22 protein-coding genes are annotated in these 20,846 nt (G+C 64.8%); 11 read left to right on the top strand and 11 right to left on the bottom strand.

All coding sequences use genetic code 11. From position 1 onward, the window contains the following. Positions 1-32: 32 nt before the first annotated feature. Together ASG84_RS14290 and ASG84_RS14285 are read left to right on the top strand one after the other, a co-directional pair. Positions 33-824, top strand: coding sequence for a 2-phosphosulfolactate phosphatase (locus ASG84_RS14290; RefSeq protein ID WP_057477668.1), 792 nt, complete (start codon positions 33-35; stop codon positions 822-824). Between the two features lie 70 nt (positions 825-894). Further along, positions 895-1,638 carry a polyprenol monophosphomannose synthase gene (locus ASG84_RS14285; RefSeq protein WP_057477792.1) on the top strand — a complete coding sequence of 248 codons (744 nt, stop codon included), beginning with the start codon at positions 895-897 and terminating at the stop codon, positions 1,636-1,638. A gap of 18 nt (positions 1,639-1,656) precedes the next feature. Here ASG84_RS14285 and ASG84_RS14280 read toward each other — a convergent pair whose 3' ends face one another. After that, positions 1,657-2,454, bottom strand: coding sequence for an SDR family oxidoreductase (locus tag ASG84_RS14280; RefSeq protein WP_057477667.1), 798 nt, complete (start codon positions 2,452-2,454; stop codon positions 1,657-1,659). Continuing rightward, positions 2,451-3,125 carry a lysophospholipid acyltransferase family protein gene (locus ASG84_RS14275; protein WP_057477666.1) on the bottom strand — a complete coding sequence of 225 codons (675 nt, stop codon included), beginning with the start codon at positions 3,123-3,125 and terminating at the stop codon, positions 2,451-2,453. Before ASG84_RS14275 ends, ASG84_RS14280 begins: the two co-directional genes overlap by 4 nt. 53 nt (positions 3,126-3,178) lie before the next feature. On the opposite strand from ASG84_RS14275, the gene ASG84_RS14270 reads away from it, so the two are divergent. Beyond that, complete coding sequence (locus ASG84_RS14270; RefSeq protein ID WP_235581658.1) at positions 3,179-3,751, top strand: TetR/AcrR family transcriptional regulator; 573 nt, start codon at positions 3,179-3,181, stop codon at positions 3,749-3,751. Here ASG84_RS14270 and ASG84_RS14265 read toward each other — a convergent pair. From ASG84_RS14265 to ASG84_RS14250, 4 genes are all read right to left on the bottom strand, one after another. Beyond that, positions 3,732-5,018 (bottom strand): M16 family metallopeptidase, encoded by a 1,287-nt coding sequence (locus ASG84_RS14265; RefSeq protein ID WP_057477665.1) that lies wholly within the window; start codon positions 5,016-5,018, stop codon positions 3,732-3,734. The genes ASG84_RS14270 and ASG84_RS14265 overlap by 20 nt on opposite strands. 67 nt (positions 5,019-5,085) lie before the next feature. Beyond that, positions 5,086-7,347 (bottom strand): polyribonucleotide nucleotidyltransferase, encoded by a 2,262-nt coding sequence (locus ASG84_RS14260; RefSeq protein WP_057477664.1) that lies wholly within the window; start codon positions 7,345-7,347, stop codon positions 5,086-5,088. Between the two features lie 393 nt (positions 7,348-7,740). Next, entirely contained in the window at positions 7,741-8,010 is a 270-nt protein-coding gene (rpsO, locus tag ASG84_RS14255) for a 30S ribosomal protein S15 (RefSeq protein ID WP_027496764.1), read from the bottom strand. Between the two features lie 123 nt (positions 8,011-8,133). Beyond that, entirely contained in the window at positions 8,134-9,102 is a 969-nt protein-coding gene (locus ASG84_RS14250) for a bifunctional riboflavin kinase/FAD synthetase (protein ID WP_200936582.1), read from the bottom strand. Positions 9,103-9,205: 103 nt separating this feature from the next. Here ASG84_RS14250 and ASG84_RS14245 point away from each other — a divergent pair, with 103 nt between their 5' ends. Genes ASG84_RS14245 through ASG84_RS14230 form a run of 4 tightly spaced genes read left to right on the top strand, consistent with a single transcriptional unit; the run spans position 9,206 to position 12,622 of the window. Next, positions 9,206-10,168, top strand: coding sequence for a metal ABC transporter substrate-binding protein (locus ASG84_RS14245; protein WP_057477662.1), 963 nt, complete (start codon positions 9,206-9,208; stop codon positions 10,166-10,168). Then, positions 10,165-10,992 carry a metal ABC transporter ATP-binding protein gene (locus ASG84_RS14240; protein WP_057477661.1) on the top strand — a complete coding sequence of 276 codons (828 nt, stop codon included), beginning with the start codon at positions 10,165-10,167 and terminating at the stop codon, positions 10,990-10,992. The genes ASG84_RS14245 and ASG84_RS14240 overlap by 4 nt, the downstream gene beginning before the upstream one ends. Before the next feature lie 3 nt (positions 10,993-10,995). Continuing rightward, the gene (locus ASG84_RS14235; protein WP_057477660.1) at positions 10,996-11,868 is read left to right on the top strand and encodes a metal ABC transporter permease; all 873 of its coding nucleotides are present in this window, start codon (positions 10,996-10,998) and stop codon (positions 11,866-11,868) included. 19 nt (positions 11,869-11,887) lie between these two features. Next, positions 11,888-12,622 (top strand): metal-dependent transcriptional regulator, encoded by a 735-nt coding sequence (locus ASG84_RS14230; protein WP_442970950.1) that lies wholly within the window; start codon positions 11,888-11,890, stop codon positions 12,620-12,622. Between the two features lie 13 nt (positions 12,623-12,635). Here the strand turns inward: ASG84_RS14230 and truB are convergent, their stop codons facing one another. From truB to ASG84_RS14215, 3 genes are read right to left on the bottom strand one after another with little or no spacing between them, the layout of a single operon-like run. Continuing rightward, positions 12,636-13,568: a tRNA pseudouridine(55) synthase TruB gene (gene truB / locus ASG84_RS14225; RefSeq protein ID WP_057477790.1), complete on the bottom strand. Its 933-nt coding sequence runs from the start codon at positions 13,566-13,568 to the stop codon at positions 12,636-12,638. 35 nt (positions 13,569-13,603) lie between these two features. Next, positions 13,604-14,269 carry a 4'-phosphopantetheinyl transferase family protein gene (locus ASG84_RS14220; RefSeq protein ID WP_057477658.1) on the bottom strand — a complete coding sequence of 222 codons (666 nt, stop codon included), beginning with the start codon at positions 14,267-14,269 and terminating at the stop codon, positions 13,604-13,606. Continuing rightward, positions 14,266-15,189: a metallophosphoesterase family protein gene (locus ASG84_RS14215; protein ID WP_057477657.1), complete on the bottom strand. Its 924-nt coding sequence runs from the start codon at positions 15,187-15,189 to the stop codon at positions 14,266-14,268. The genes ASG84_RS14220 and ASG84_RS14215 overlap by 4 nt, the downstream gene beginning before the upstream one ends. Positions 15,190-15,430: 241 nt before the next feature. Here ASG84_RS14215 and ASG84_RS14210 point away from each other — a divergent pair, with 241 nt between their 5' ends. The 4 genes from ASG84_RS14210 to ASG84_RS14195 are packed head-to-tail and all read left to right on the top strand — an operon-like array spanning position 15,431 to position 18,534. Beyond that, positions 15,431-15,829, top strand: a complete 399-nt coding sequence (locus tag ASG84_RS14210; RefSeq protein WP_057477789.1) for a TOBE domain-containing protein — start codon at positions 15,431-15,433, stop codon at positions 15,827-15,829. A 16-nt stretch (positions 15,830-15,845) separates the two neighbouring features. Next, the gene (modA, locus tag ASG84_RS14205; RefSeq protein ID WP_156399515.1) at positions 15,846-16,637 is read left to right on the top strand and encodes a molybdate ABC transporter substrate-binding protein; all 792 of its coding nucleotides are present in this window, start codon (positions 15,846-15,848) and stop codon (positions 16,635-16,637) included. Beyond that, the gene (locus tag ASG84_RS14200) at positions 16,634-17,443 is read left to right on the top strand and encodes an ABC transporter permease (RefSeq protein ID WP_200936581.1); all 810 of its coding nucleotides are present in this window, start codon (positions 16,634-16,636) and stop codon (positions 17,441-17,443) included. The genes modA and ASG84_RS14200 overlap by 4 nt, the downstream gene beginning before the upstream one ends. Continuing rightward, a complete protein-coding gene (locus tag ASG84_RS14195; RefSeq protein WP_156399514.1) occupies positions 17,440-18,534 on the top strand; it encodes a sulfate/molybdate ABC transporter ATP-binding protein in 1,095 nt (364 codons plus the stop codon). Before ASG84_RS14200 ends, ASG84_RS14195 begins: the two co-directional genes overlap by 4 nt. On the opposite strand, the gene ASG84_RS14190 is transcribed toward ASG84_RS14195, so the two are convergent. After that, positions 18,523-19,851, bottom strand: coding sequence for an MATE family efflux transporter (locus ASG84_RS14190; protein ID WP_057477655.1), 1,329 nt, complete (start codon positions 19,849-19,851; stop codon positions 18,523-18,525). The genes ASG84_RS14195 and ASG84_RS14190 overlap by 12 nt on opposite strands. Next, positions 19,848-20,846 (bottom strand): DHH family phosphoesterase, encoded by a 999-nt coding sequence (locus ASG84_RS14185; RefSeq protein ID WP_057477654.1) that lies wholly within the window; start codon positions 20,844-20,846, stop codon positions 19,848-19,850. The genes ASG84_RS14190 and ASG84_RS14185 overlap by 4 nt, the downstream gene beginning before the upstream one ends.

Below are 20,846 nucleotides of genomic sequence, written 5' to 3'. Positions count from 1 at the left end.
AGCACCGTCGCCTGCTTTGCTACCGTTCGGCAATGCCTGTCGACCCCGAACTGTCTCAGCGCGCACAGGGAGTCCGATTCGAGTGGGGTCTCTCGGGTGCCGATGCGATCGTCGACGGGTCGGACATCACCGTGATCGTCGACGTCCTGTCGTTCACGACGACGCTGACAGTGGCGATGGATGCGGGTATCGATGTGATTCCGTCCCGCTGGCGCGATGACCGAGCCTCGCAGCTGGCCGACGAGTTCGGCGCAGTTCTCGCCGTCGGCCGTTCGGTGGGCTCACCGGGCCGGATCAGCCTGTGCCCGGCCAGTATCCGGAACAGTCCACCACCCGCCCGTCTGGTGTTGCCGTCACCCAATGGCTCCACCATCGCGCACGAGCTCGCGAGCCGGGCAGACTTGTGTGTGGGCGCATCGTTGAGAAATGCCGCGGCGGTCGCGAAGTGGATACGTGCCGAGAACCCGACCGCCGTGATTGCCGTCATAGCGTCCGGTGAACGGTGGCCCGATGCGTCACTGCGTCCCGCCGTCGAGGACCTGTGGGGTGCGGGTGCGGTCATCGCCGAACTTCTCGATTCCGGGGCAGCCGATGCGTCGGCGGAGGCGGTGGCGGCGGCAGCGGCGTGGCGGGCCGTGGAGCAGGATGTGGCCTCCGAGCTGCAGCGATGCGCGTCCGGACAGGAGCTGATCGCGATGGGGCATCCCGAAGATGTGGTGATCGCCGCCGAGACCGGCTCTAGTGGCTGCGTTCCGATCGTGCGCGACGGAATGTTCGTCGACGCCGCTCGTCGACGGCCGATCGCAGGTTCGACAGAGGGCTGAAACGCCGAACCGACACGGCCGATCGTGTCCGATATTTGGATCGGGACCCCTGATCACGGATCATACGGTGGTGAGTACGGAACGAGTCGCCCCGAAGACCACCGTCGTTGTACCGACGTACAACGAGCGCGAGAACCTCCCCAAGCTCGTCGAGTTGCTCGCCGGGTTGAAGCTGGAGGGGCTCGGCGTGCTGGTCGTCGACGACAATTCACCCGACGGTACCGGCGACTTGGCCGACAAACTGGCCATCGACGGCCCTCTTCCCATCAGTGTTCTCCACCGCACCGAGAAGAACGGACTCGGCCGCGCGTACGTCGCGGGTATGACGCGGGCTCTCGACGAAGGCGCGGACATCGTGATCCAGATGGATGCCGATCTCTCGCACCCCACCGAGGTGATCCCGGCCATGATCGACAAGCTGAACACCACCGATGCGGCAGTGGTTCTCGGATCGCGATACGTTCCCGGCGGAGCGGTTGCCGCAGATTGGCCCTGGCACCGCAAAGCGCTGTCGGCCTGGGCGAACTTCTACGTCAATACGATCCTGCGACTCGGCGTCAAGGACGCGACAGCAGGGTTCAAAGCGTGGCACGCGCGTACCTTGCGCACCATCGACGTCGCGTCGGTCGAGAGCAACGGGTACGCGTTCCAGGTCGAGATGAACTATCGGACCGTCAAGCACGGACTCACTCTCGCCGAGGTGCCGATCACGTTCGAGGAGCGTAGCGAGGGTGAATCCAAGATGAGCTTGTCGGTACAGCTCGAGTCGGCCCTGGTGCCCTGGAAGTTGTTGCTGGGCAAGAAGAAACTCTGACCGACGCACCGGCGGCCATCACGGCGTGAAGCGTCGAAATCCGCCTTCGGCTCCGATGACCTGACCGGTGATCGAACCCGAATCGGGCGACAGCAACATCGCCACGACGGCCGCGGCCTCTTCCGGTGAGTTCCACCGACCGCGTGGCATATGACGCTCTACGAATTCGTTCAGATCTGCGCTGGCCCAGCCGGTATCGGTGGGACCCGGATTGATCGTGTTGACCGTGATGCCTTGCTCGATCACCGCATCGGCCAGGGTCGGGGTGATCGACGCGATGGCACCTTTGCTCACGGCGTAGGGAATCTCTGTCGGCATTGGCCCCTCGTCCTGGCCGGAGGTGAACAGTACGACTCGGCCACCGTCGGGATGATCCTCGTAACGCCGCACGAACTCCTGCACCAGAAGCAGAGACGCTCGCACGTTCACCGCAAAGGTCAGGTCGAGCGACTCCGCCGTCATCGAATTCAGATCACCCAGCTGCGATCGCGCATGATTGACCACCAGAGAATCGATGGTGCCGAGCCTGGATTCGGCCGCGTCGAACAGGGTCGCCGGTGCTGTCGGGTCTACGAAGTCGATGTCGAGGTGGCCGAGTCTGTCCGAGGCGGTCGACAACTCGGCCAACACCTCCCTTGCTCCCGGTGTGCCGACTCCCCACGGCTCGGTGACGTCGTAGCCATCGCACGAGTGCGCGAAGACACGCGTGCTCTCGTCATGCAACAGTCGTCGGGTGATGGCGAAGCCGATTCCCTCGCGCCGACCGACGCCGGTCACGAGGACTGTTCTGCCGCGTGCCTGCGCGTCCGAGGTCATGCCGCGTCCTTCACCGTCGCGGCGTACATATCGACGTATTCCTGCCCCGACAGGTTGGCCAGCGCCGTCATCACCTCATCGGTGACGGCCCGCAGAATGGCTCTACTGTTCTCTCCCCCTGCGTATCTCGTGAAATGCAGTGGTTCACCGACGACCATCCGCACTTTTCCCGGTCGCCACATTCGAGAACCGACCGGATTGACTCGGAGCGTTCCCTGCATCACCACAGGCACGACCGAAGCACCCGTCTCGATTGCCACTCGAGCCAGGCCGGTCTTGCCCTTGTACAGCCGGCCATCCGGAGATCGAGTTCCTTCCGGATACACCGCCCACACCTTTCCCTGTCGCAGAACGCTTTTCGCGGCCTCGAGCGCTGGAGCCGACGCGTCGGCACCGCGTCGATCGACGGGAACCTGACCCGCAGCCGAGTAGAACCAGCGGAGCACCGCCCCCTTGACCCCTCCGCCGGTGAAATACTCGCTCTTGGCGATGAACGTGACCCGGCGACGAACCAGGAGGACGAGAAAGAACGAGTCGACGACGGTGAGGTGGTTGCCGGCGATGATCACCGGTCCCGTCGTCGGGAGATTGCCTCGACCGACCACCGACGGACGCCCGAGAACTCGGAGAATCGGTCCGATCAACACGTACTTGAAAAGCAGATACCACATTGATCGATCCTCTCGGCTGGACATCGTCACGGCTGAGAGTAGACAATGTCTACGTGCCGGACAACCTCAGGACGCGACTGATCGACGCGGGTGTACGCCTACTCGACAGCGAAGGGCCGGAAGGGTTGACCATCAGAGCGGTCACTCGCGAGGCCGGGGTCTCACACGGCGCACCGAGACGGTACTTTCCGACACTGAACGCACTGGCCGCGGCCGTGGCCCGAGTCGGTCTGGTCGATCTCTCGACCGCACTGAATTCTGCTGCACAACAGTCGGGTTCACCCCACGATGCACTGAATGCGATAGCCGACGCCTACGTGGACTTTGCGGCACGGCGACCGGCGATGTTCGCCCTCATCTTCAGGCACGACGCACTCGAAGGCTCGGGCGAGAACCTGCGGCTCACATCGCGTCCATTGTTCGAGGCCTTGATCGCCGCGGTCGGTGCCGTCGCGCCGGAGAATCCACAGTTCACAGCACTGAGACTGTGGACCTCCGTGCACGGAATAGCCGCGCTCCACTCCACCCGCGCATTCGAGCCGATCACCGACACCTCAGCAGTGTCGGAGCTGGTCCGCTGCGCAGTGCGCGACGTGATCGCAGCCGCTAACGGACCAGAGACTTGACCGATGCCGGCAACTGACGGGCATTCTTGTATGGACCGACCACCGCGGCTCCGAACGGACGATCGAGCAACACGGCAGCGACCTCGCGCACTTCGTCGTTCCCGACGCTGTCGATACGCGAGAGCGTATCGGTGATGTCGCGATGGTTGCCGTAGTTCAGTTCACTGCGACCGATACGGTTCATCCGGGAACCCGAATCTTCAAGGCCCAGAACAAGTCCGCCGCGCAACGAGCCCTTAGCGCGAGCGCACTCGGCGTCGCTGATGCCCTCGGCCGCAACCTTGGCCAACACCTCGCGAATCACCGTGGTGACCTCGCCCAAGTTCTCCGGCTGACATCCCGCGTACACCGAGAACGCGCCGCTGTCGGCAAAGGTGTCCACCGAGGAGTACACCGAATACGCCAAGCCCCGCTCTTCCCGGATCTCTTGGAACAAGCGAGAACTGAGGCCACCGCCGACGGCCGAATTGAGCACCGACAACGCCCAGCGATGCCCTTCGTGTCGACCGAACGCCCGCACGCCCAGGCACAGATGCGCCTGCTCGCTGTCACGGGTGGTCAGACTCAACGTGGGCGCATTGCGCAATCGCGCTGTGCCACCTCGCCTTTCGGCCGGTCGTTCACCCTTGACCAGATGGCCGGAGAACGCGCGGCGCACCAGCGAGACGATCTGCTTGTGATCGACGTTGCCCGCGACGGCAACGACCATGCGCTGCGGCGTGTAGCGGCGAACGTGGAAGGAGTGCAATTGCGCACGAGTCATCGACTCGATGGATTCGACGGAACCGATGATCGGGCGTCCGATCGGATGATCGCCGAACATGGCTTCCAGGAAGGCATCTCCGAGTAGATCCTCGGGGTCGTCGTCGCGCATGGAGATCTCTTCGAGAACCACCTGACGCTCGACGTCCACATCTGCCGATCTACACCGACCGCGAAGCACCACATCGCTGACCAGATCGATGGCGAGCGCCACGTCTTCGTCGAGGACGTGCGCATAGAAGCACGTGCTCTCCTTGGACGTGAATGCGTTCAGCTCTCCCCCGACACCGTCCATCACCTGGGCGATCTCGAGCGCGCTGCGCGTCGGCGTCGATTTGAACAGCAGATGTTCGAGAAAGTGCGCGGCTCCGGCAACACTCGGCTGCTCGTCGCGTGAGCCGACTCCGACCCACACGCCGACCGAGGCCGAGCGAACGCCGGGCACGAACTCGGTGACGACTCGAAGCCCGCCAGGCAAGGTCGTACGCTGCACGCCCGTATCCATGCCGGTGCTCTCTGGAACGGCCGAACGGTACGTCCCGAGGGGACGTACCGTTCGGCTCGGTTGCTTCTTACTCAGCGCTGACCTCGGCGGGTGCCTCGGGAGCGTCGGCGGGAGCAGCAGCGTTGTCGTCTTCGACGGGAACGAGGCTGATCTTGCCGCGGTTGTCGATGTCGGCGATCTCGACGCGCAACTTGGATCCGACGCTCACGACGTCCTCGACCTTGTTGATGCGCTTGCCGTTACCGAGCTTCGAGATGTGCACCAGTCCGTCGCGGCCCGGGAGCAGCGAGACGAATGCACCGAAAGCCGTTGTCTTGACGACGGTTCCGAGGAATCGCTCGCCGACCTTCGGCAGCTGCGGGTTGGCGATGGCGTTGATCATGTCGATCGCGGCCTGTGCGGACGGGCCGTCCGCTGCACCGACGTAGACAGTGCCGTCATCTTCGATCGAGATGTTGGCACCGGTCTGCTCGGTGATGGAGTTGATCATCTTGCCCTTGGGCCCGATGACCTCGCCGATCTTGTCGACCGGCACCTTGATCGCAGTGACGCGAGGTGCGTACGGGCTCATCTCGTCCGGGGTGTCGATGGCCTCGGCCATGACCTCGAGGATCGTGGTGCGAGCATCCTTGGCCTGCGACAGCGCGCCGGCGAGCACCTTGGAGGGGATGCCGTCGAGCTTGGTGTCGAGCTGCAACGCCGTGACGAAGTCCTTGGTTCCGGCGACCTTGAAGTCCATGTCGCCGAACGCGTCTTCGGCACCGAGGATGTCGGTGAGGGCGACGTAACGGGTTTCGCCGTCGACCTCGTCGGACACGAGGCCCATTGCGATACCGGCAACCGGGGCACGCAGTGGCACACCGGCATTGAGCAGTGACAGAGTCGACGCACAGACCGAGCCCATCGAGGTCGAGCCGTTGGAGCTCAGCGCCTCGGAGACCTGACGGATGGCGTACGGGAACTCTGCCTGGCTCGGCAGCACCGGCAGCAGAGCACGCTCGGCGAGTGCGCCGTGGCCGATTTCGCGACGCTTCGGCGAACCGACACGGCCGGTCTCACCGGTGGAGTACGGCGGGAAGTTGTAATGGTGCATGTAACGCTTGGACGTCTCGGGCCCGAGTGAGTCGACCTGCTGCGCCATCTTGACCATGTCGAGGGTGGTGACGCCCAGGATCTGGGTTTCGCCGCGCTCGAACAGGGCCGATCCGTGGGTACGCGGGATGATCGCGACCTCGGCGGACAGCGACCGGATGTCGGTGATGCCACGGCCGTCGATGCGGAAGTGATCGGTGAGGATGCGCTGGCGCACCGACTTCTTGGTCAGCGCGCGGAATGCGGCACCGATCTCCTTCTCGCGGCCGGCGAAGCTATCTCCGACCGAGGTGAGAACCTGAGCCTTGACCTCGTCGAGCTTGTTCTCGCGCTCGGCCTTGCCCGCGATGGTCAGCGCCTCGTTCAGCGGGATCTTCGCAGCGTTCTCGACCGCTTCGAAGACGTCCGACTGGTACGCCGGGAAGACCGGGTAGTCGCCGGTGGGCTTGGCGGCCTTGGACGCGAGCTCCTGCTGGGCGGTGCACAGGGCAGCGATGAAGGGCTTCGAAGCCTCGAGGCCCTCGGCGACGACGGCTTCGTTGGGTGCGGTAGCGCCATCCTCGATGAGCTCGATGACGTTCTCGGTTGCCTCGGCTTCGACCATCATGATGGCGACGTCGGCGTCGGCACCGGAGCCGGAGACGATGCGGCCGGCGACGACCATGTTGAACACGGCCTTCTCGAGCTGCTCGTTGGTCGGGAACGCGACCCACTGCTTGTCGATGAGAGCGACGCGGACGCCACCGATCGGGCCGGAGAACGGCAGGCCGGCGATCTGAGTCGAGGCCGATGCCGCGTTGATCGCGACGACGTCGTAGAGGTCGGCGGGGTTGAGGCTCAGGACGGTGATGACGACCTGGATCTCGTTGCGCAGTCCGTCGACGAACGTCGGACGCAGCGGCCGGTCGATCAGGCGGCAGGTGAGGATGGCGTCGGTGGACGGACGGCCCTCACGGCGGAAGAACGATCCGGGGATCCGGCCCGCGGCGTACATGCGCTCTTCGACGTCGACCGTCAGCGGGAAGAAATCGAATCCCTCACGGGGGTGCTTGCCTGCGGTCGTTGCCGACAGCAGCATGGTGTCCTCGTCGAGGTACGCGGCGACTGCGCCTGCGGCCTGCTGTGCGAGGCGGCCGGTCTCGAAGCGGATGGTCCGCTTGCCGAACGTGCCGTTGTCGATGATCGCGGTTGCTTCGTAGACGCCTTCTTCGACGTCCAAGGTTGTGGTTTCCGACATGTGTTCTGTTCTCGTCCTCTCGTCTTTGCCGTGCCCGCGTGGACACACCACGAGCCCTCCTGGCTGTGGCGGCATACCTGCGCCGTCCATCTCCGAGCTTCTCTCGGGACGCGGCTGCGCGGAGGCGGCCATCGATCGAAGCCCACCGGATCTCGTATCCGAGAGGCCACTACCGAAGACCGTCACCACGGCGTGACAGGCATACACGGCGGTGTGCGGATGCCGTGCATCCGCTTTTGTCGTGCTGGCGAAACTGTTCTTGCGGTACAAACACAGATAGCCAACGAGGACCAGTCTAAGCACTGCCTCGTTGGCTACTGCACTATTGCTGCGAGTCGGGTGTACACCGGCGCGTCGAACCGTGCCGAGGTGACATCCTCGCGTCGTTGCGAATTATCGACGCAGACCCAGACGCTCGATGAGCGAGCGGTAGCGGGTGACGTCGACCTTCGCGATGTACTTGAGCAGGCGACGACGACGTCCGACCAGCAGCAGCAGGCCGCGGCGGGAGTGGTGGTCGTGCTTGTGCATCTTGAGGTGCTCGGTCAAGTCGACGATGCGCTTGGTGAGCATTGCAACCTGCGCCTCGGGCGAGCCCGTGTCGGTGGGGTGCAAGCCGTACTCGCCGAGAACGGCCTTCTTCTGTTCGGTGGTCAATGCCACTGGTACTACTCCTGATCAATGACGTCCGCGTGAAAGGAAGCAACGCGTCCCGCCGATCGAGCGAGCGGGACCGAAGCCGGTACAGCCGCCACGGACCGCAGCGAGCACCGAGGGGACAGCCTATCAGGCTGTGCTCGACGCCAGAATGGAGCGGGCACGGTCGGCGTCGCGGCCCATTTCCTCCACGAGCGCCTCCATCGAATCGAATCTCTCCATCCCGCGCAGCCGCTCGACGAAGTCGACCGCCACATGCTGCCCGTACAGGTCTGCTTCACCGTCGAGCACGAACGCCTCGACGGTCCTGGTACGACCCGAGAACGTGGGGTTGGTGCCCACCGACACGGCAGCAGGATGTCGCTCCCCCGGCGTGACCGTCCCCATGATCGGACCCGGGCCCAACACGGTGAACCATGCCGCGTAGACGCCATCGGCAGGAATGGCCGAGTACATGGGCGGCGCGACATTGGCTGTCGGATAACCCATTTGGCGGCCTCGACCGTCACCGTGCACAACCACGCCCTCGACCCGATGCGGTCGCCCGAGCGCGGCCGTGGCTGCGGCCACGTCACCGGCGTCCACGCACGATCTGATGTACGTCGAGGAGAACGTCACGGCATGCTCGGCGAGCAGATTGACGCCGTCGACTGCGAATCCGGACCGTTCGCCGATCTTGCGCAGCATGGGTACGGTGCCGAGTGCCTTTTTCCCGTAGGTGAAGTTCTCACCGACGACCACTTCGGCGACGTGCAGACGTTCGATCAGGATCTCGTGTACGTATCGCTCGGGGGTGAGTTTCATCAGTTCGGGCGTGAACGGCATGACGCAGAACACGTCTATGCCCAGCTCCTCGGCGAGTTCGGCTCGCCGCGTCAGGGTGGTCAACTGAGCAGGGTGACTCCCCGGCCGCACGACTTCCATCGGGTGCGGATCGAACGTCATGAGCACGCTGGGAACGCCGCGCGTCTTCGCTGCAGCCACCGCCCGACCGATCAGTTGCGCGTGCCCGCGATGGACGCCGTCGAAGACGCCGATCGTGAGCACGCACCGACCCCAGTCGGCAGGTACATCGTCGAGACCTCGCCATCTCTGCACACCGCGAAGCCTACGGCCCGACGGCCGCTCGGTCATCCTCGGCCAGGCGTGTCGCGAATGGCAGCTATGGACAAAAAGGTATCCCCACGGTAAATATTTCGGAGTGCCTAACTTTTTTCTTCGCCCGAGTGGATTTCGCACTCGACGCGTAGCGCTGAGCTGGGTGCTGGCCGGCCTCCTGGTCGTGGCGTCGACCAGCTGCGCCCGCGCCGTGGGCGACGACGATCCGGCTGCGTCCGACGACGGCAGACCACTCGTCCTGACGACGTTCACCGTTCTCGCCGACATGGCCGCGAACGTCGCCGGCGAACACCTGCGAGTGGAATCGATCACAAAGGCCGGTGCCGAGATCCACGGCTACGAGCCGACACCGGGAGACCTACGCACTGCCGAGCAAGCCGAACTGATTCTCGACAACGGACTCGGACTCGAGTCGTGGTTCGCGAAGTTCGTCGAACGTGTTCCCGCACCACACAAGGTGGTGAGTGCGGGCGTGGAACCGGTCTACATTCGCGACGATGCCTACGCGGGAAAGGCCAACCCGCACGCCTGGATGTCGCCGGTCGTCGCCGAGACCTACGTGCAGAACATCGCCGACGCGTTCGTCGAGCTCGATCCCGCCAATACAGACGACTACCGAGCGAATGCGGTCGCGTACATCGGACAACTCCGCGAGGTCGGTGCCGAACTCGACGCCGACCTCTCGGCATTGCCCGAACGTCAGCGCGCACTGGTCACCTGTGAGGGTGCATTCGGCTATCTGGCCCGCGACTTCGACCTGCAGGAGGCGTACCTGTGGCCCGTCAACGCCGAGCAGGAAGGAACGCCGAAGCAGGTGGTGCGCACCATCGATTTCGTTCGCGACAACGCCGTACCCGCCGTCTTCTGCGAGTCGACCGTCTCGGACAAGGCGCAGCTGCAGGTGGCCGAGGACACCGGCGCTCGATTCGGAGGAAAGCTCTACGTCGACTCGCTGAGCGATGCGGCCGGCCCCGTTCCCACATACCTGGATCTTCTGCGCTACGACGCGCGGTCGATCGCCGACGCACTGGTAGGAGACCGATGACCCGAAACACTGGGACCCAGCCCGACGGCGGCCCCGACGCGAACGGAGCAGCGCTGTCGGTCGACACCGTCAGCGTGCGATACCGCGAAGTCGTAGCTCTCGTCGACGCCAGCCTCACTCTCGCACCGGGACGAGTGTGCGGGTTGGTCGGCATGAACGGATCGGGCAAGTCGACGCTGTTCAAGGCCGTCATGGGCGTGGTCAAGCCCAACTCCGGCTCGATCACCGTGTTCGGCGGCGACCCCGCCCAGGCGCGCAAGGCAGGCACCGTCAGCTACGTACCCCAGGCGGAATCGGTCGACTGGACGTTCCCGATCAGTGTGCGGGACGTGGTGATGATGGGCCGATACGGAAAGCAGAATTTTCTTCGCACACCTCGAGCAGCCGATAGGGGCGCCGTCGACGAGGCCCTCCACCGCGTCGACCTCGCCCATCTCGCGGGCCGTCAGATCGGCCAACTCTCCGGTGGCCAACGCAAGCGCGCGTTCGTGGCCCGCGCCATTGCCCAGGAGGCGTCGTTGCTCCTGCTCGACGAACCCTTCGCCGGAGTGGACAAGAAGACCGAGGCAACCATCACCCGGCTGCTGCGGGAACTCGCCGCACACGGTGCATCGGTTCTCGTGTCCACGCACGATCTGCATGCCTTGCCCGACCTGTGCGACGAGGCGATCCTGCTCCAGCAGCGGGTCCTGATGCACGGCAGTCCCGCCGAGGTACTTCGCCCCGAGAACCTCGCTCTGGCTTTCGGCATCGATCCGTCGAAGATCGACGAACTGGGCGCGGGCACCTCACGACCGGCAACTCGAACCGCGGAAGCGAGCTGAACCGTGTACGTCATCGACTTTCTCGTGGACCCACTCGAATACACCTTCATGCAACGGGCGCTCCTGGTGACGGTCACCGCATCGATCGTGTGCGCGGTGTTGAGCTGTTGGCTCGTCCTCATCGGCTGGTCTCTGATGGGCGACGCGGTCTCCCACGCCGTTCTGCCCGGTGTCGCGCTGTCGTACCTGCTCGGTGCACCCTTTGCGATCGGGGCGCTACTGTTCGCCCTCATCGCGGTCGGTGCCATCGGAGTCGTCCGCAACACCACCATCGTCAAGGAGGACGCCGCGATCGGCGTCGTTTTCACCACCTTGTTCGCACTCGGCGTGGTATTGATCTCGAAGTTTCCCAGCCAGATCGACCTCAATCACATCCTGTTCGGCAACCTGCTCGGCGTCTCGCAGGCCGACATGGTGCAGGTGTTCGTCCTCGGCGGAATCGCGCTGATCATCATGATCGTCAAGCGTCGCGACTTCACGCTCTTCGCCTTCGACCGCACCCAAGCACGCGCCGTCGGAATCAATCCGACCGTGATCTCGGCCGTGATGCTGACCCTGCTGGCGCTGACCACCGTGGTCGCACTACAGGCCGTGGGCGTCATCCTGGTGGTGGCAATGCTCATCACTCCCGGTGCGTCCGCGTACCTGCTCACACACAGTTTCGGCCGCATGCTGGTGCTGGCACCACTCATCTCGGTCGGGTGCGCGCTGGTGGGGATCTACGCCAGCTTCTACCTCGACGTGTCCTCCGGTGGCAGCGTCGTACTCACCCAAGGGCTCGTCTTCGTGCTCGCCTACCTGCTGAGCCCCTCGCAGGGCATCGTCACCCGCGCTCTGAGGCAGCGCGGTCGGGTGCCGGTGGCTCCGGCCGGGTGAGATGTCTTTTTCCATTGGATTGCCTAAGCTCGGCACCGTGGCGCAACAAAAAACCGATCCCGCACCGGCCGACGAGGGTGTCCAGCTGTCCGCGGTTGCGCAGGACTATCTCAAGGTCATCTGGACGGCCAGTGAATGGAGCGAGGACTCCGTCAGCACCAAGATGCTCTCCGAGCGCATCGGCGTCTCTGCCTCCACGGTGTCCGAGGCGATTCGCAAGCTGGCCGATCAGGGCATGGTCGACCACGCCCGTTACGGAGCCATCTCACTCACCGAGAAAGGTCGCCTGGCTGCCATCGGCATGGTGCGTCGGCACCGTCTGATCGAGACCTACCTGGTTCGAGAACTGGGTTACGGCTGGGACGAAGTGCACGACGAGGCGGAGATTCTCGAACACGCAGTCTCGGATCTGATGATGGATCGAATCGACGCCAAACTGGGCCACCCCGAACGGGATCCGCACGGCGACCCGATTCCCTCGGTCGACGGCGCAATCGAAACTCCGTCCGCGACCCGCCTGAGCGAGTACCTCGATGGACAATCCGGCCGAGTCGCCAGAATTTCCGACTCCGACCCGGCGATGCTCCGATACTTCGATTCCGTCGGTATCACGCTGGATCTGCCGATCACGGTCGTCGAACGACGCGACTACGCCGGCACCGTCGCCATCGAGCTGGCTCGCACCGGCACCACCGATTCCATCGACCTCGGCCATCGCGCCGCCGAGGCGATCTGGATGGTTCCAGCGAACTGATCTTCGGGTCCGCTCAATGCCCGCGCAACGTCGCGGGTCGCACGACCATGACCGAGCTGGCGCGCTTGCCCTTCTCCTGAAGCAGAGCAATGGTGTGACCGGTCGGATCGACGGCCGCGTACACCCCGTCGATTCCGATCGGGTCCAGCCAGCGCCCCTGGCTCAGTGACTCCGCCTCGCCTGCATCGATCTGTCGGTGCGGAAAAGCAGTACGTGCGGCGTCGTCGATATCCAGACTGACGGCCGGATTCTCGGCCAACTCCTCGAGCGTCCGGGCATGCTCGAGCGTGAAGGGGCCGACGCGGGTGCGGCGCAGCACGGTCAGATGACCGCCGACACCCAGTGCTGCACCGAGATCACGGGCCAGCGCCCGCACGTACGTCCCCGACGTGCAGTCCACCTCGACATCGAGGTCGACGAAGGTGGCGTCGTGTTCGACGACATCACGCCTGGCCGTCACATCGAATCGGGTGACACTGACCTTCCGGGCGGCGAGGGTGAACTCCTCGCCGGCGCGAGACAACTTGTGTGCTCGCTGTCCGTCGACCTTGATGGCACTGACGCTCGCCGGTACCTGCTCGATGTCACCGGTCAACGCAGAGATCGCGGTCGCGATGTCCGAATCGGCGAGGTGCGCGGCCGAGACGTCCGTCAGAACGTCGCCCTCGGCGTCGTCCGTCGTCGTGTTACGGCCGAGCCGCACCGTCGCGGTGTACGACTTGGTGGTGAGCGAGAGCAGGCCGAGCATCTTGGTCGCCCGCTCCACACCGAGCACCAGTACGCCAGTCGCCATCGGATCGAGAGTTCCCGCGTGGCCGACCTTTCTGGTGCGCAACAGTTTTCGACACGACGCCACCACATCGTGACTCGTCACGCCCGGCCCCTTGTCGACCACCAGTAAACCGGCACCGACGAGACCGGACGAAATCTTTTCGCGAGCACTCACGAGAGAGCATTGTGCCAGGCCGGACGAACCGGTCGTCACATCACCGAGATCGCCGTCATCACCAGCCCGCCGGCCACCATCCATCTACCCTCGAACGACGTCAGCGGAGGCCCAGACACGGTATCGCCGGGCACCAGCAGTTCGGATCGGAACGTTCCGGAGATGTCGTCACCGGAGCCGGTGCGCTCGAAGGTGATGTGCGCATCCTCGAAACCGAGCCACCGCCCGGTCAGCGGTTCCCAGGCCTTGTAGGTGGCTTCCTTGGCGCAGAACAACACTCGGTCCCAGTGCACGTCCTCACGGCCCGCGGTCGCGAGCCAGTCTCGCTCTGCCTTCAAGCTCACTGCTTCGAGCACGCCGTCGGGTAGAGGCCCGTGCGGCTCGGCGTCGATACCCACCGATCGCACCTGCATCGAGTAGGCCAACACGGCACCCCGATAACCGTCGCAGTGCGTCAACGATCCGACCACACCCTTCGGCCACTGTGGCGCACCGGATTTGCCCCGCATGATCGGTGCGGGCTCCACACCCAGCTTCCCCATGGCGACGCGAGCACAGTGCCGAGCCGAGGTGAACTCACGCTTGCGCTTGTCCACCGCCTTGGCGACCAGCGGCGCTTCGAGCGGGTGGGGCACCAGATCCGGTGGGTCGGCGAACAGTTCGGCGGAGACCACACCGTTCGGAAGTATGGATTCGATCACTTGCCCGCCCTCATCTTCTCTACTTCTGCCTCCATCTCGGGGGTCACGGTGAAATGTCCGCCCCATTTGTTCAACGAACCCGGCGGATACTCGGGGACCGGAAGTATTTGTCGCAGAACATTTTTCGGCAATCCACGGCGCTGCCACTCGCGTGGATATCCCACCGACACCTCCTCGAAGCGGACGCCGTCGTAGTAGGTGGTCCGCGGAATGTGCAGGTGCCCGTACACCGAGCAGATCGCGTTGTACCTGGTGTGCCAATCCGCTGTGAGGGTCGACCCGCACCACAGCGCGAACTCCGGGTAGAAGAGCACCTCGGTCGGCTGACGGACCATCGGAAAGTGGTTGATCAGCACCGTGGGAACGGTGGTGTCGAGGGCATCGAGACGCTCACGAGTGGTCTCGATACGCGCATGGCACCAGGCGTCACGTGTGGCGTACGGCTGCGAGGACAGCAGGAACTCGTCCGTGGCGACGACGTTCTTCTCTCGCGCGATCGCCAGCCCGTGCTCCTTGTCCCGCGCTCCCTGCGGCAGGAAGGTGTAGTCGTACAGCAGAAACATCGGCACTATCGTCGCCGGACCACCCTCCCCCTCCCACAGCAGGTACGGATCCTCCGGAGTGACGACGTCGATCTCACGGCACAGGTTGACCAAGTACTCGTATCGGGCTGCTCCGTGGATCTGGACGGGATCCTTCACCGTCGTCCACAGCTCGTGGTTTCCGGGAACCCAGATGACCTTCGCGAAACGACTACGCAGCAGTTCGAGCGCCCACTTGATGTCGTCGGTCTTCTCCGAGACGTCTCCGGCCACGATCAGCCAGTCTTCGGGAGACTCGGGGAAGATGTCCTCGGTGACGGGTCTGTTGCCCCGATGTCCGACGTGAATGTCGCTCACTGCCCACAGCTTCGCTGCCACTGATGACCCCTTCCGATCCGTTGGGCCGTCGACGTCGAGTCGCCGAACCGCCCGAGAACGTATCAACGCTCAATCCTCCACGGAGATTCCGCGGTGCATCCAGGCGGGGTGACGCGATAGCCCTGTCATGGCCGACGGTGCTGGCCACCCTGGAGGTAATCTGTCGATGTAACCGCAGATTCGGGTATATGGTGCCTCTCATGACTTTTTTGCGGACATGCGTGGCATCTCAGGTGCATCGATGACGGTGCCCCCGGTCCGTATCCGAGACGCGGCTGCACTTCTCGGCGTCAGTGACGACACCGTGCGGAGGTGGATCGACAGCGGCACACTCGCCTCGTTCGAGGACGAGACCGGGCGCAAGGTGATCGCTGGGCATGACCTCGCCGCTTATGCCCGCCAGCATGCCGCGCCCCCGCCCGAAGTGGCGTCCGGCGGTAGTTCTGCCCGTAACCGACTGGTCGGGCTGGTGACCGAGGTCGTCTCGGACACGGTGATGAGCGAGGTCACGATGCAATGTGGGCCCTTCTCCATCGTGTCTCTGATGAGTACCGGGTCCGTTCGTGAACTCGGCCTCGAGCCCGGCAAGGTGACCGTCGCGGTCGTCAAGGCCACCACCGTCATCGTCGAGACCCCCTAGATCGCAGGAGATTTCAGTGCAGAAACTCGGACCGGTACTCGCGGCTCTCGGTGCCGTCACTCTTGTCCTCGCCGGATGCGACAGGGCGTCCGAATCCGGTGCCTCCGACACGGCCGCGACCGGTGCTGCCATCGGGGGTGACATCACCGTCTTTGCTGCTGCATCGCTGCGCGCAACGTTCACCGAACTCGGTCCGCGCTTCGAGGCCGAGCATCCCGGTACCTCGGTCGAGTTCAGCTTTGCGGGATCCTCCGACCTGGTCACGCAGCTGATCGCCGGAGCGCCGGCCGATGTCTTCGCCTCGGCTGATACGAAAAACATGACGAAGACGGTCGATGCCGGCGTGGTCGCGGGCGATCCCGTCGACTTCGCCTCCAACACCCTGACCATCGTCACCGCGCCGGGTAACCCGGATCGCATCACATCCTTCGCCGATCTGGCGAATACCGACCTTCTGACGGTGATCTGTGCCCCTCAGGTGCCGTGCGGTGCGGCGACGGCAGCCCTCGAAACTGCAACCGGCACAGACATCCCGGCGGTGAGCGAGGAATCGTCCGTCACCGACGTACTGGGCAAAGTCACGTCGGGTCAAGCCGATGCCGGGCTGGTGTACGTCACCGACGCAGCAGGGGCGGGTGACGCCGTGACCGCCGTGCCGTTCGCGGAATCGAGCGAAGCCGTCAACACCTATCCGATTGCGACCCTGAGTGGGTCCGAAAACGAGGCCACCGCTCGCGCGTTCGCCGAGTTCGTCTCCGGATCGGTGGGCCGAGACGTCCTCGCCCGAGCCGGCTTCGCCGCTCCGTGACCGTGCGCGCCGCCGATGGCGGGCGGTCGGCGGTCGGGGTACCGCTGTGGATCTTCGTTCCGGCGGCCGTCGGCGCGCTCGTCGTCGTGGCGCCCCTGGCCGCGATGTTCACCCGGATCGACTGGTCGAACTTCGTCGGTCTCGTCACCTCGGAGTCTGCAGTCGCAGCGCTGATCCTGAGCCTGAAGACGGCCACAGCCAGCACGGTGGTGTGCTTACTGCTGGGCGTGCCGATGGCACTCGTGCTCTCGCGCAGCGCTGTTCGAGGAATCTCGGTGCTTCGCTCTCTCGTCGTACTCCCCCTCGTACTGCCGCCGGTCGTCGGCGGCATAGCGCTGCTCTACACCTTCGGACGCCAGGGATTGCTGGGCGAACATCTCGATGCGTTCGGTATCAGAATCGCGTTCACCACCTCCGCCGTCGTGTTGGCGCAGGTGTTCGTGTCGCTGCCGTTTCTCGTCGTGAGCGTCGAAGGCGCACTGCGTACGGCCGGAAGTCGCTACGACGTGGTTGCGGCGACTCTGGGGGCAACTCCGACCACCGTTCTGCGACGCGTCACCGTTCCCCTGATCTTGCCCGGATTGATCTCCGGTACCGTGCTCGCGTTCGCCCGCGCACTCGGCGAATTCGGAGCGACCTTGACCTTCGCCGGCTCGCTCGAAGGAGTAACCCGGACTTTGCCATTGGAGATCTATCTGCAGCGCGAGGCCGATCCGGATGCCGCGGTGGCTCTGTCGCTGGTGCTGATCCTGGTTGCGGCCCTCGTCGTGGTCACCGCGCGCGGTACTCGATCGTCGTCGCTGTGAGCTCGCTGCACGTGCGTGCCACTCTCGATGTCCGTGGCATCGATCTCGAACTCGACGTCGAAGAGGGCGAGACCGTTGCCATCCTCGGACCCAACGGGGCCGGTAAATCGACACTGCTGCAGCTCGTATCGGGCTCGGTGAGACCGGACGACGGTGTTGTCCGACTCGGCGAGGACATGTTGACCGACACGTCGACGAGAACCTTCGTCCCGATACACGCACGAGGAGTCGCCACCCTCGCGCAGGACGCGCTGCTGTTTCCCCACATGGACGCTCGAACGAATGTCGCCTTCGCGCCGCGGAGCGCGGGTGCGAGTCGAGAGTCCTCGAAGACTGTGGCCGACAGGTGGCTGGCCGCGGTAGAAGCCTCTCATCTCGCCGGTCGTCGCCCGGGCCAATTGTCCGGTGGCCAATCCCAACGCATAGCGATCGCGCGTGCCCTCGCCGCCGATCCGCGACTGTTGCTGCTCGACGAACCCCTTGCGGCGCTGGACGTCGAGACCGCGCCGGCGATCCGCAGAGTGCTGCGCTCGGTACTGCGCGAACGCTCTCGTACGGCGCTGATCGTCACTCACGATCTGCTCGACGTCGTCGCGCTGGCCGACTCCGTCGCGATCGTCGACGGCGGGCGCGTGGTCGAGCGAGGGTCGGTTGCGGAGGTACTCGCCGCTCCGCGAAGCGAATTCGGTGCTCGCATCGCCGGAGTCAACCTGCTCTCCGGCCGCGCGGCCGATGACCACGGAACGACCGCGCTGACAACGAGCTGGGGCCTGACGGTCCACGGGTCAGGGCAACACGTCGCCGGAACCTCGCTGGTCGCAGTCTTCTCCCCCGCCGCGGTCTCGGTCCACCCGACAGCCCCCCACGCCAGTCCGCGGAACGTCTTCGAAGTAGTGATCGACGAGATGGAGGTGCAGGGCTCCGGCATTCGCGTTCGGTCCCGTCCGCATCCCGACGGCTCGCCCGGCATGGCCGCCGACATCACCCCCGCTGCGGTCTCCGATCTCGAGCTCGAGCCGGGGCGCAGCGTGTACTTCGTGGTGAAGAGCCTCGAGGTGGCATTGCATCCAGCGTTGCCGTCATCCCCTTAATTGACGATCGCTGCCGATCACCAGCCATCTACCGGACAGCACCCGCCCGGCCACCGCGAACATGCGCAGGGCGACGAAGACGCCGAGTCCGATCCAGATTCCCACCAACCCCCAGTCGAAGACCAGAGCGGACCAGATGAACGGCAGGAACCCCACAACGGCACATGCCATGGTGGCGTTCCGTAGGAATGCTGCATCGCCACTGCCGAGCAACACTCCGTCCAACGCGAACACCACGCCGGCGATGGGAATGATCGCAACGAAGATCCACCAGATCGCATGCATCTGATCGATGACCGACGCATCGCTGGTGAACAGGCCTGGGACGAACGAGCGCCCGACGGCGAACACGCCGGCCAGGACCACGGCGAACACCGTCGACCATGCCGTCAAGCGCCATGCGAGTGCGCGCGCATCCTCGGTCCGGCCGGCTCCCAACGCAGCCCCGACGAGGGTCTGCGCCGCAATTGCCAACGAATCGAGCATGAGTGACACCAAGTTCCACATGTGCAGCACCACCTGGTTCGCAGCAACCGAGGCGGCCCCGAACCTCGACGCGACCGCGGCGGCGGAGAGGAAGCAGGCCTGAAAAGCGAGGCTGCGCACGATGAGATCGCGACCGAGAACCAACTGCGCACGCATCACCGACCATCGCGGACGCAGTCCGGTGCTTTCTCGAACGACCGCGAGCACGAACAAGACACCGGCGACGCCCTGACCGATCACATTTGCCACGGCCGACCCGACCAGCTCCAACCGCGGGAATCCGAACGATCCGTGGACCAGAAGCGGGCACAGAACCGCCGACACACCGAAGCCGAGCACAACGAAACGTAGCGGTGTCACGGTGTTCTGGACACCGCGCATCCACCCGTTTCCGGCCAAGGAGATCAGGATGAACGGCACACCCAACAGCGCGACACGCAGCCACGCGATCGCCTCGGCGGCGATGTCCCCACCTCCGGTTAGGACCGACACCACAGGCCCGGCCGCGAGTTGCACGACCGCCACGATGACCACCCCGACTCCGAATGCCAACCAGGTTGCCTGGACTCCCTCACCCACGGCGTCGTGTTCGCGCCCGGCACCGTGCATACGTGCGGCTCGCGCCGTCGTGCCGTAGGACAGGAAGGTCAACTGAGTGCTGACCTGCGCCAGTACCAAACCACCGATCGCCAGGCCGGCGAGCGCCAGCGCACCGAGTCGGCCGACGACAGCGGCATCGAACAGCAGATAGAGGGGCTCGGCGGCGAGCACGCCGAGAGAGGGAAGGGACAGGCCGAGAATTCGACGAGCGGTGACCGGCGAGGCACTCACGACGTGGACAGGGCCCCGCGCAGAGCGTCGATCACGTCGGCGAGCTCACCCGTTGCGGTGTAGCCGGCCGCGTTGCGGTGTCCGCCACCGCCGAGGACACACGCCACGGCGGACACGTCGACCTCGGTCTTGGACCGCAACGACACCACCCAGACCGCGCCGAAGTCCTGTTGCTTCAACACCGCGGCCACTTCGGCTTCGGATGTGGTGCGGACGATATCGATGACACTCTCGATCTCCTCCGAGCGCAACCCTGCCGAGTCTTCGCTCCGGATGACCGCGTACACCAATCCGCGCCCGTCGGCCGCCTCGGGAATCAACGATGCCGAACCGAGCACCGAACCGAGCATCGGAAGCCAATCGAACGGGTGAGTATCGAGCAGCTTGCGCGCGATGTGTGCGCCGTCGATACCTGTCGCCAACAGTCTTTCGGCCAGCAGATGTGAACCCGGGCGAACCCAACGAAACGAACCGGTGTCGGTGACCAGGCCGGCGAACAGCAGATGCGCCAGATCTGCATCGATCTCGACACCCCACTGGTCCAACAGCCGCGCGATCACAGCAGTGGTCGATTCCGCTGACGCATGCACCACGTTGACAGTTCCGAAACGGGTGTTGCTTCGGTGATGATCGATGACGAGGCTGGCCGACGCAGAATCGAGTCGATCGCCCAGCGAACCGAGCCGACCCCGGCTGCCGGCGTCGACAGTGACGACCAGATCCACAGTTTCGGCCACCTTGTCGGCGTCGACCAACAGGTGTCGGCCCGGCAGCGCGTTCATGGACTCGGGCAGAAATGCCGGTGCCGCGAAAGCCACCTGCACATCGGTGCCGCGACGTTCGAGTACCGAACCGAGCGCAAGCCCGCTACCGATGGTGTCCGCGTCGGGCTGAACGTGGCACAGCACGGTCACCGACGATGCGTGTTCCAACATCTCGATCGCCCGTGCGAAATCCTCGTCCTGCGGCGACTCTGCCCCCGAACCATCGGACAT

This window comes from Rhodococcus sp. Leaf278 (assembly GCF_001426085.1).
Taxonomy (GTDB): domain Bacteria; phylum Actinomycetota; class Actinomycetes; order Mycobacteriales; family Mycobacteriaceae; genus Rhodococcoides.
The sequence above is the reverse complement of the archived record's forward strand: the minus strand, read 5'-3'. Positions and strand labels throughout refer to the sequence as shown.